This is a genomic window from Caballeronia mineralivorans PML1(12) (assembly GCF_001028175.1).
Taxonomy (GTDB): Bacteria; Pseudomonadota; Gammaproteobacteria; order Burkholderiales; family Burkholderiaceae; genus Caballeronia; species Caballeronia mineralivorans.
This window is the reverse complement of record NZ_AEJF01000186.1, coordinates 21,598-30,861: the sequence shown is the minus strand read 5'-3', so window position 1 is coordinate 30,861 and position 9,264 is coordinate 21,598. Positions and strand designations below refer to the sequence as shown.

At 56.2% G+C, this 9,264-nt stretch carries 10 protein-coding genes; 5 read left to right on the top strand and 5 right to left on the bottom strand.

The genetic code is table 11. From position 1 onward, the window contains the following. A partial coding sequence (locus EOS_RS31950; RefSeq protein ID WP_235443025.1) for an ATP-binding protein occupies positions 1 to 1,619 on the top strand: 1,619 nt, incomplete at its 5' end. 206 nt (positions 1,620 to 1,825) lie between these two features. Here the strand turns inward: EOS_RS31950 and EOS_RS31945 are convergent. Both EOS_RS31945 and EOS_RS31940 read right to left on the bottom strand, forming a co-directional pair. Continuing rightward, positions 1,826 to 2,704 carry an ImmA/IrrE family metallo-endopeptidase gene (locus tag EOS_RS31945; RefSeq protein WP_047896205.1) on the bottom strand — a complete coding sequence of 293 codons (879 nt, stop codon included), beginning with the start codon at positions 2,702 to 2,704 and terminating at the stop codon, positions 1,826 to 1,828. Continuing rightward, positions 2,697 to 3,017 carry a helix-turn-helix domain-containing protein gene (locus tag EOS_RS31940; protein WP_047896204.1) on the bottom strand — a complete coding sequence of 107 codons (321 nt, stop codon included), beginning with the start codon at positions 3,015 to 3,017 and terminating at the stop codon, positions 2,697 to 2,699. The genes EOS_RS31945 and EOS_RS31940 overlap by 8 nt, the downstream gene beginning before the upstream one ends. Before the next feature lie 134 nt (positions 3,018 to 3,151). Between EOS_RS31940 and EOS_RS31935 the strand changes: the two genes are divergently transcribed. Beyond that, complete coding sequence (locus tag EOS_RS31935; protein WP_047896203.1) at positions 3,152 to 3,457, top strand: DUF3892 domain-containing protein; 306 nt, start codon at positions 3,152 to 3,154, stop codon at positions 3,455 to 3,457. Between the two features lie 353 nt (positions 3,458 to 3,810). On the opposite strand, the gene EOS_RS46530 is transcribed toward EOS_RS31935, so the two are convergent. Then, a complete protein-coding gene (locus tag EOS_RS46530) occupies positions 3,811 to 4,764 on the bottom strand; it encodes a hypothetical protein (RefSeq protein ID WP_152693201.1) in 954 nt (317 codons plus the stop codon). A 932-nt stretch (positions 4,765 to 5,696) separates the two neighbouring features. On the opposite strand from EOS_RS46530, the gene EOS_RS31920 reads away from it, so the two are divergent. From EOS_RS31920 to EOS_RS31910, 3 genes are all read left to right on the top strand, one after another. After that, positions 5,697 to 6,677 (top strand): ABC transporter substrate-binding protein, encoded by a 981-nt coding sequence (locus EOS_RS31920; protein WP_047896200.1) that lies wholly within the window; start codon positions 5,697 to 5,699, stop codon positions 6,675 to 6,677. 90 nt (positions 6,678 to 6,767) lie between these two features. Then, entirely contained in the window at positions 6,768 to 7,742 is a 975-nt protein-coding gene (locus EOS_RS31915; protein WP_047896199.1) for an ABC transporter permease subunit, read from the top strand. Next, positions 7,739 to 8,500, top strand: coding sequence for an ATP-binding cassette domain-containing protein (locus EOS_RS31910; RefSeq protein ID WP_047896198.1), 762 nt, complete (start codon positions 7,739 to 7,741; stop codon positions 8,498 to 8,500). Before EOS_RS31915 ends, EOS_RS31910 begins: the two co-directional genes overlap by 4 nt. 125 nt (positions 8,501 to 8,625) lie before the next feature. Here the strand turns inward: EOS_RS31910 and EOS_RS31905 are convergent, their stop codons facing one another. Continuing rightward, a complete protein-coding gene (locus EOS_RS31905) occupies positions 8,626 to 9,009 on the bottom strand; it encodes a type II toxin-antitoxin system death-on-curing family toxin (protein ID WP_047896197.1) in 384 nt (127 codons plus the stop codon). Further along, on the bottom strand, positions 9,006 to 9,233 hold the full coding sequence (locus tag EOS_RS31900) for an AbrB/MazE/SpoVT family DNA-binding domain-containing protein (protein ID WP_047896196.1): 228 nt from the start codon (positions 9,231 to 9,233) through the stop codon (positions 9,006 to 9,008). The genes EOS_RS31905 and EOS_RS31900 overlap by 4 nt, the downstream gene beginning before the upstream one ends. Between the last annotated feature and the right edge of the window lie 31 nt (positions 9,234 to 9,264).

Sequence of the window (9,264 nt, the reverse complement as noted above, 5' to 3'; positions counted from 1 at the left end):
GTAACGGCTTGAACAGGGCCGCCTGGCGATCGCTACGGCCGCTATATGACGGGTTCAACGTTCCCTTTACAGAACGTCCGGATCGCAAAGATGTGAAACGTCCAAGTCTCGCCGAGTTTCGATCACGATTGACAGCTTCCGTGATTGCACACGGTTCGCTATCGGGCCGAAGTCCTAATTTGGCGATGCTCTTTTTCTCGCACGCGCTTTTACATGCGAATCTCGTGTGTTCTGGGAAGACTCCTCAGGAGGCGGATCAACTTCTCAATGAGCCACCTTGGGAGAGATTGGATAAGATCTTCAATGAGGCAGGGATTCACCTTCGTTGTGAAGCGCCTCTCTTGCGTGCCGCGAGCGTTTTTACTGAAGACAGAGACCATGTGCTGCGCTTCAAGGATTCGAGGACAGGACAGCTAGTTTCTCCGAACTCCTTGTCCTCCGGTGAGAAGGCGCTATGTGCGTTACTTTTCCTCGAATACTCGACTCAGCTTGGAGCTTCAAGATATGGTTTGATCTTGCTGGACGAGCCAGACGCGCACCTTCATCCCGACTTTGTCAAACGCTTTTTTAGAGTGTTAGTGTCGATTGCGGCTAATGGCTGTCGGATAGTACTGACGACGCATTCTCCGACGACGGTTGCCATAGCTCCCGAAGGTTCGCTCTATCTACTAACCGAACCGGGCATCGGTGCACCTCAGAAGGTTTCGCGCGCCGCGGCGCTGGCGGGTCTGCTAAGCGGAGTGCCAGCGCTCAGCGTCATTGCTGAGAACAATCGGCAGGTTTTTGTCGAAAGCCAGTACGACGCATCACTCTATGCGTCGCTCTACGCCATCCTGCGAAGCTACAGGCCGAAGGATGTAGACCTTGGCATTCGATCCGACGTGTCACTCTCGTTCGTAGCGTCAGGTAGTGGAGGGTCGGGAAGTTGCGATCAAGTGGTGACGGTGGTAGAAGCGCTCAAGAACAACCCGTTTGTTACCGGGCTTATCGACTGGGACAGGAAAGATAGGAAACTGGAAAGAGTCGAGATTGTCGGCCGAGGCGAACGTTACAGTATTGAAAACTTCGTGTTCGATCCGATCGTACTGGCTGCCTTCCTTCTTCATCTTCAATATGTGCCTGAAATTGCCGGTGTGAAGGCCTCTCGCACTTTCACTGACGCGAACCCTGAAACTCTTTCGGAGATAGCTGATGAGATTAGTGAGTTGCTGTTAGACGCTTTGAACAAAATGCAGACCCCGGCCGCGTCTGCCAGCAGGGAAGAGAAGGAGAAATTTGCCGCGTGTGTCCGCGAATGCGCTAAGGTGCTTCAGCTTGGAAACCAAGCTTATCTCGACAGCGGCGCCAGAGTAGAGGTAGGTTACTGCTCGGGGCTATCTGTCTCAATCCCTCAGTGGCTGCTACTTGTCCGCGGTCACGATTTGGAGGAGCTGGTGATTAACGCTTTTCCAATGCTCAGATCTTTTCACAAGCGTAGCAACGGACTGAAAACCTCCATAGTCGAAATAATCTTGGCACAGTACCCTGAGCTGATTCCGCTTGGTATCGCCAGAGCGTTGGCAGCACTACAGCACGGGGCTGGCGTTACAGGCGATGCGATGCCGACAAACGTAAGGTAAGGCCGCCGCGTATCGCGATTTCTTCCGTTCCGGAGAAGCTGTCGCTCAAACGTTTTTTCTCGACATTCAAATCACCCTCTAAACGACGATCGCGTGAGGTTATGCTCCCGCAAGCGCTCGAAGTTGTGACTCACGAACTCCTCCCCGAATAGTCAGTATGACGCGTCTTTCCGGAGCCTTCAGCAGTAAAGGTTTGTCCACCACGTCTAGCGCAGCCCTTGAATTTTCTCTGCGAGAACGCTGAACGCGTCTGACTCAGGTTCCTCTTCGTGATCGACCGATAACGCAAAGGGAAACCTGACCAAGAAAATCATCTGCTCAAACTGGTCAGACACAATGACCGACTCGATGGCTTCTTCGGACGGGTGCCAAACGCCAGGTGCCACACGTCGAAATTTTCGTGCATCTAACGCCTTGCTTCTAATTTGCTCGACAACGCCTGCAGGAAGCATCTCTCCTGGCGGCTTGTAGGCCCCAATGCGCCTTGCTGCCTGACTGCAATAAGTCCAGCAAATGAATTCATCATGGTCAGCAACAACAAGCATTGCGGCTTCTGTCGTGAACTCAAGCCACTTCAATGCCGTGGCCGTTAAGGACGTTTCATAGCGTTTAGCGCAGTGACCTAGCAGTTCAAATGACAGTTCATACCCGACTACCTGTGCTTCGAAATCATTCCTCGGCATGAGCAAGTACGACGCAAAAGTATTGGCTTGCGCCTCTATACGCCGTGACTCAGGACTGTCGTACTCGATCATCTGTAGCTGCCCGCATTGAAACGTGTCGCGCTGTTGTCGATGTAGCAGAAAGTGTCCGAGTTCATGCGCGATCGTGAAATTGATCCGTCCCGGCACAGTTACAGTTTCGTCATACGAGATGCACCAGTCTTGCTTTCTCTGGCGTTTCGACAGCATGCCGTCGATCCCGGAGATTCCATGCGGCATCACGCTTCCTACTGGCTCAGGGAACCTAGCCTTCGTGACCTCAAGCGCGATTTCCTTCACTCTAACTGGAAAAGTTTGGCCACTGGAAGTCCATAGCTTCGCCAGTTGGATGCCCCAGCCGATCGGTGATGTCGGGTCACTCATCGTCAATTGCCTTCAAAAATCTTTCCAATTGAGCCCGTTTCGTCGCGTCGAGTTGCGACACACGTCTAAAGAAGACTTGGTCTGCGTCAGCGCTTGAGGGGTCCCGTTTCTCGTCGTCTAGTAGGAATTCGACAGTGACGCCAAACACTTCCGCAATCCGAGCAATCTTCTCCGCGGACGGCCGCACCATGGGTCGGTTCTCCAACTCCCAGATGTAACTCTTACTTGACCCTGTCTTTTCTGCAAGTTGATCCAACGTCAGCTTCAGTAGCTTTCTTTGCGCTCGAATTTTTTCGCCAATAACAGTTGCCACGATCTATCTCCGGACTTCAGAAGTTCAGAGTAAGCGCATCTTTTGTGCTTGACAAGAGGGTTCTATAGTCAGATACTAAAAGTGCGCCTACACCGAACTTTTAACCACTGGCGCACTTCATAAGGACTTTAAGTATGGCAACGACCATTAAATGTACCGCGCGTCGGATGGCAAGCGGCGCAGCACACGAGCACATCAGCCATCTCTGGTGGGATCGCGTCGAGCAATCGGGTAAGGTGCTCGAAAGCGGTGTTTGCACCCGGGAGGAGATGGTGGCTTACATCGAGAAGAACGGGAACGCCTCGGTGTGGTGCCCTGACCGGAATCCTCAACTTCAGGGGGCTTGGGTTCATGTCCACAGCAACGGGCGCATCAAGTATGTCCAGACGGTCGCCGACGGTCGCAAGACCGACAACTTGCTTTCCCTGCCTCAGAAATGAGGCTGCACCGACCCACCTATGAAAACGCCGATGCTGCACCGCGCATCGGCGTTTTTTTCTTACTGCGCTTCGCCTATCACGCGGATGTGCTCGCTCCCACGTAGATCTGTGACGAAGCCAAACGTGGTGTCGTTGTGTCGACGCTCACAAGTGCCCAGAAAAATTTGGATTGACCTGTGAAATGTTCGGTTTCGAGCGACAGGGAGACCGAATGCAATTGACGGTGGGCAGTCCTCGCTCGCAAAGGCCTGTTCAGGGCCAGTTTTTGGACACACTCGGCACCAGGCGTCAATGCCGTCTCGCGAGTGGAGACGACGTACGTTGGTACGCAAACTGTGCAACGAGGGGCTTTGTTAAGCCTTCGTACCCCAAGGCGTGCTAGCGCTCATGGGCTTCGCGGCGCTTGGCCAGATCTTTGAGAGATCCGACGCTTTCATTCGATAGCCGTCGACATAAACTCGGCGTTCGACCGACGATTCGTAGGTAGCAACGAGACGCTGTCCAGTGCTTTCGTCGAGCTCGTGTTGCTCAGCCGTGATATCGAAGACTTTCCGGTGCCGTGTTCCAAACTTGTCTTTGTAGTCGACTACTGCGAAGTAAAGCATATACGTATTCAGATTTTTTCCGTCGGAATTCGCGAACGCTTCGACTCTGTCATTGAACGCCTTCTCGTCGATTGTCAGCGTCTTAAATAGTTTGCCTTTGTACTGACCAGGAAATTCCTCGAACGGTTCAAATGCGTCGACTACAGGAATATAGACGTTGTGGAGTGGCGGTTGGTATTGAGGCTCCGGTTTGCGTAAATCAATCAAATGCAGCTCGCCAACGTAGAGAAAGGCGATGGGTCGTACGGCAAGTTCGGACAGCTCCTCGCCATCATTTTCCACGCTGAACTCGGCGTGATTCGGTTCCGAAGATGGGCGCTTCAACTGCACTTTTAGGAATGGTTGCCCTACTCTCTCCGTGGATTCGACTTCCGAAGAACGACGTTTATCTAACTCCAATATGCATTGAACATACGTTTGGTATGTCTGCTGGTCACCAGTTGAAAGTCCTTTCGTTATCGCTTCGACACGAATTTCAGAAGCTCTCTGGGACGATAGCGTTCCGCCATGTTTATCTTTTTCGGATGCGAGGTTAAGGCCAACGCGATCGTCAATGCCAAGCCCTCCGCAACGGGCGACGTCTTTCATCTCTGCGTCCTTCTCTACCACATTCATTGTCGGTGTCGGTGGCGGTACGTAGTAAATGAATCCGACAGCTCCTATGACTACAACACCCATAGCGAAAAAAATTCCCTTTTTCACGTTTTCTCCGTTTTCATTGCACTCCACTGTTAACGGTATAAAACTTTGGGACTTTAGTCAGCCGGCCCTATCTGGCCGAACCCGAACCACGCGTCACGTGAACGGGGTTGACGAGAGCCATCCGGCGCAGGGTTTAGTGGATAGCCACACCCTGCCCTCGTCCCTTTTATATTCGGAGCGCTTATTCATCCCCGCTTACCAGCATCTAGCGACAGACCGCGCCGCGTGACGGTATACCAGCCGCTTGTCGGCATAGCTGCCTTGCGGAACAATGCTGTCCCGACCGAATCACAATCGCGCGATATGTGGAGCGGATTCTGTCGACGTCGCATGATAGCCAGCAGGGCGCACGCTGATCGAGGACGTGGTTTCGCGGCGAGTGCAGAGCAATGTCGCCGAACCTAGTGTTGCCACACGACTGCCTCCCAGTGTCCTTGTGAAGGGATAACCAAGATGGACACCGCCTGCTCGTCCTTCAAGCTGTAGTCGCAACGTATGTCGTTCGCGGGCACGTATGCAGGCGACGATCGTGCGTGTGCGCTGCCGATATCCAGGCAAGAGCAACCGTCGCGCGAGCGTGGCGTGGTTCATCTGCGTGCCGCCGGGACGCTCGCCCGGGTGCCCATCGGGTCCATGCGCCGCAATGGCGTGATCAGGCAAGTGACCGTCGTGATGTGTCATCGCCTTATGCAGTTCATAGCGGCGAGCAAGAAACCGGTGGCGATGATCGCCGTGGGCGCCGCCAGAATATTTAGCGAAATCACTAAACACCACACAGCCGCCGCGCTATCAGTTGCACCGCAACTAGCGTTGTCATTCCAATGGCCACTGACACCGCTCGCGCCTATACTGCCGACAGCCGATTGCCGTCGCCATGGAGCGTGTAAAACAAGTCGGGCGTCGCAAGTCGGACTCAACTGGAGGAAGACAAAATGAAGCGTTTCGTTTCCCGCTGTATGGTTGCCGCCTCAACAATCATCCTTTTTTCCCTGTCTGGACTTGCGCAGGCGGATGCCGCCCATCCGGTGGTTGCACTCCTTCCCGGTGTGGTTGATCCGTTCTACTTCACAATGCATCGCGGCGCGGAACGAGCCGCCAAGGAAGAGAAAGTCGAGTTGCTGTTCCAGGTTCCCAAAGCGTGGAACACCAGTGAGCAAGTGCCGATCCTCAAGGCGTTTATCGCCAAACATCCTGACGTACTGCTGATTTCGCCAGTCGATAAGCAACAGCTGATTGGACCGCTGAAGGAAGCCGTCGAGGCCGGCATCAAGGTCATTACCGTCGACACCTACATCGGCGATGGACATTATCAGACGGGCAAGGGCGATGCAGACTTCCCGCTTTCTTATATTGCTTCGGACAATCTCGAAGGCGGCCGAGTCGCGGCACGCGCGCTTGCCAAAGCCATCGGCGACAAGGGCACGGTCTATTGCGAGAACAACAAGCCGGGCATATCGAGCACCGACGCGCGTGCTGAAGGCTTCATGGAGGAGATGAAGAAGCACCCGAACATCACCGTGCTGCAAACGCTGTACAACGAGGACGACGCCAACCAGGCCGCTGCTCACGTAGCTGCGGTATTGGCGCGCAATCCGAATCTCGCCGGCGTGTTCGGCGCCAACACCTTCTCCGGCAGCGGCGCGGCCCAAGGCGTCAAGGCGGCGGGCAAACAAGGCGTCGTCAAGGTGGTCGTATTCGATGCGGTGCCAGGCATCGACAAGCAAATTAAGAGCGGCCTGGTCGATATCGCGATTGCACAGCGCCCGGACGAAATAGGCTACTACGGCGTCAAGTACGCCGCCGACGTCATTCACGGCAAGAAGATCCCCACCCTCAAGAGCACGGGTTTCGAGGTTCTCGATAAAAACAATATCGACAAGCCCGACATGCAGCAATACATCTATTCGAACTAGCCAAAGCAGGCCGGCTGAAGTCATAGATCGGCCCCACCGCGTGCGCTGCCGCGCACGCAGGTTTTGCTCCTGATAAACGCGGAAGACTCCATGGATAACTCGCGTCTCGACAAGATCGCGCTGATTACCAAACTATGGCCGTGGCTGTTCCTGGCCGCCCTGCTCGTCTTTTTCGAGGTGTACGCGCAGATCTCGGCTCATCGGTCGTTTCTTTTTAACGCCTACAACTTGCAATCGATTGGTCTTGCCGCCGCCGCTCCGCTGCTGCTGGCCATCGGCCAGACCTTCGTGATCATCACGGCCGGTATCGACCTGTCCGCGGGTTTCGTGATGGGACTAGCGGCCGTCTGTGTCGCACAGTTCACGCTGTTCGGCAGCGGCTCGCCGTGGATCCTGATCGTGTCCATCCCACTCACCATCGTGGTCTGCCTGATTCCCGGGTTAGTCAATGGCGTGCTGATCGCGTGGCTTGGCGTGCCAGCCTTTATCGGCACGCTCGGCATGTACGGCGTTGCGCGGGGTGCAGGCTTTCTCGCGGCCGGCAGCGGCATGACTGTCTCAGTGGACAACGCCGGTCTTGCCTGGCTCGGCGCCGGCTGGACGCCGGTGGTGCTGACTGGGGTGCTGCTAGTGATCATGCATCTCCTGCTCTCGAAGACACGCTTTGGTCAATACACCTATGCGATCGGCGGCAACCCCCAGTCAGCGATGCGAGCCGGCATCAACGTCAAACGCCACCTGCTCGTGGTGTATCTGATCGCCGCCGCGTTCGCCGCGGTCGGCGGGATCATCTATACGGCGCGTTTCGCCGCGGGGGCCGCCAACGCCGGCGAGCCGATGCTGCTCGATTCGATCGCCGCTGTGGTGATCGGTGGCGCGAGCCTGTTCGGCGGGACCGGCAATGTCGTCGGGACGCTGATCGGCGCGCTGATCATCGCTGTGATCCAGTTCGGACTGGTGTTCGTCGACGTCAACGCGTTCTGGCAATTCATCGTGGTGGGCATCGTCATCATCCTGTCGGTACTGATCGATCAATACAAGGACCGTCTCGGAGGCGCCCAATGATCACGCCGATCCTGGAGGTGCGCGACGTCTCAATCCGCTTTGGCGGCGTGGAGGCGCTCAAGCACGTGTCGTTGCAGTTGCTGCCGGGCGAAGTGCTGGCGCTCGCCGGCGACAACGGTGCGGGCAAGTCGACGTTGATCAAGATCATTTCAGGCGTCTACCGGGCCGACCAGGGTGAACTGCTGTTCGACGGCGCGCCGTTGCAATTGCGCGATCCGCAGGACGCGCGCGCCCAGGGGATCGAGACGATCTACCAGGACCTCGCGCTGGCCGACAACCTGGACGTTGGCAGCAATATCTTCCTGGGACGAGAACCGACACGCCGGCAACTCGGCTTCCAGGTCATCGACCGGCCCCGCATGGCGCAGGTCGCGCGCGAGGTGCTGAAGCGCCTCGACATCGTGATTCCCGAGCGCAAGCTCGGTGGTCCGGTGAAGATGCTCTCAGGCGGACAGCGGCAGGCCATTGCAATTGGCCGGGCCATTTACTGGAACGCCCGGGTGCTCGTCATGGATGAGCCCACCGCCGCGCTGGGCGTGCCCGAGCAGCGCAAGGTAATGGAGTTGATTACGGTGTTGAAGGCCCAGGGCGTCTCCGTACTCCTGATCTCGCACAACCTGCACGACATCTTCGCAATCGCCGATCGGATTGTCGTGCTGCGGCGCGGCGAGGTGGCCGGCGAGCGGCAGGTCCAGCAAACCAGTGGCGATGAAATCGTGCACCTGATGGTCGGCGATACCTACGTGAGCCCCGAATAGGCGCGATATCCGCAAGCAGAAGTCACCGATGCCCCGTATGTGGAGCGGATTCTATCGACAGGGTCGCCTATCGGACGCTCGTAACTCGTTGAGCCGTGCCGAGTTTGGGTTTAATCGTCGCCGACTTACTCGGCGATCCGCTGCCGGAACCACTCCCTGAGCGCAGCTTCTTCTAGCGCGCCAGCAGCAACCATTTCCATGGTCCTGACCGCGTCAGCGGGCTCAAACTTCAACCGATAGCCGTTGTCAGCGAGAAAGAGACGCGCAACGACCCAGGCGGTGCGCTTGTTGCCGTCCGCGAAACCATGATTCCGAGCCAGTCCGTAGGCACACGCGGCGGCCAGCGCCGCTGCGTCCGCATTTGCATACACGTCGAGGTTCTGGGGCCGCGCCAGTGCAGACTCCACTGTCCCCTTGTCACGAACGCCATCGAGCCCGCCATGCTCGGCAAGCTGGCGGTCATGCACGGCATAGGTCAGATCCGGGCGAACCCACCGCCATGCCGTCATTTGGCCAACGCGCGCAGGATATTGCGATCATCGTGCATGATCTCTTCTGCAAGTTTCATTTGGCGTTCAAAATCCGGGTTGTACGGCGTAATCCGATAGCCACCTTCAGGTGCCTCGGTCAGATACACCGTATCGCCCTTCTGTACCTTGAGCCGTGCCATCGCTTCCTTGGTAAGAATGAAGCCGGCCGAAGCCCCGACTGTTGTGACCTTGAATGTGAGCATGACACCCTCCGTTCTATATAATATCTATTAT

Excerpts from the sequence above, each read along its gene's own strand:
- EOS_RS31945 (WP_047896205.1), bottom strand. The coding sequence starts at position 2,704 with ATGAGTGACCCGACATCACCGATCGGCTGGGGCATCCAACTGGCGAAG.
- EOS_RS31935 (WP_047896203.1), top strand. The coding sequence starts at position 3,152 with ATGGCAACGACCATTAAATGTACCGCGCGTCGGATGGCAAGCGGCGCA.
- EOS_RS31920 (WP_047896200.1), top strand. The coding sequence starts at position 5,697 with ATGAAGCGTTTCGTTTCCCGCTGTATGGTTGCCGCCTCAACAATCATC.
- EOS_RS31915 (WP_047896199.1), top strand. The coding sequence starts at position 6,768 with ATGGATAACTCGCGTCTCGACAAGATCGCGCTGATTACCAAACTATGG.
- EOS_RS31910 (WP_047896198.1), top strand. The coding sequence starts at position 7,739 with ATGATCACGCCGATCCTGGAGGTGCGCGACGTCTCAATCCGCTTTGGC.
- EOS_RS31905 (WP_047896197.1), bottom strand. The coding sequence starts at position 9,009 with ATGACGGCATGGCGGTGGGTTCGCCCGGATCTGACCTATGCCGTGCAT.
- EOS_RS31900 (WP_047896196.1), bottom strand. The coding sequence starts at position 9,233 with ATGCTCACATTCAAGGTCACAACAGTCGGGGCTTCGGCCGGCTTCATT.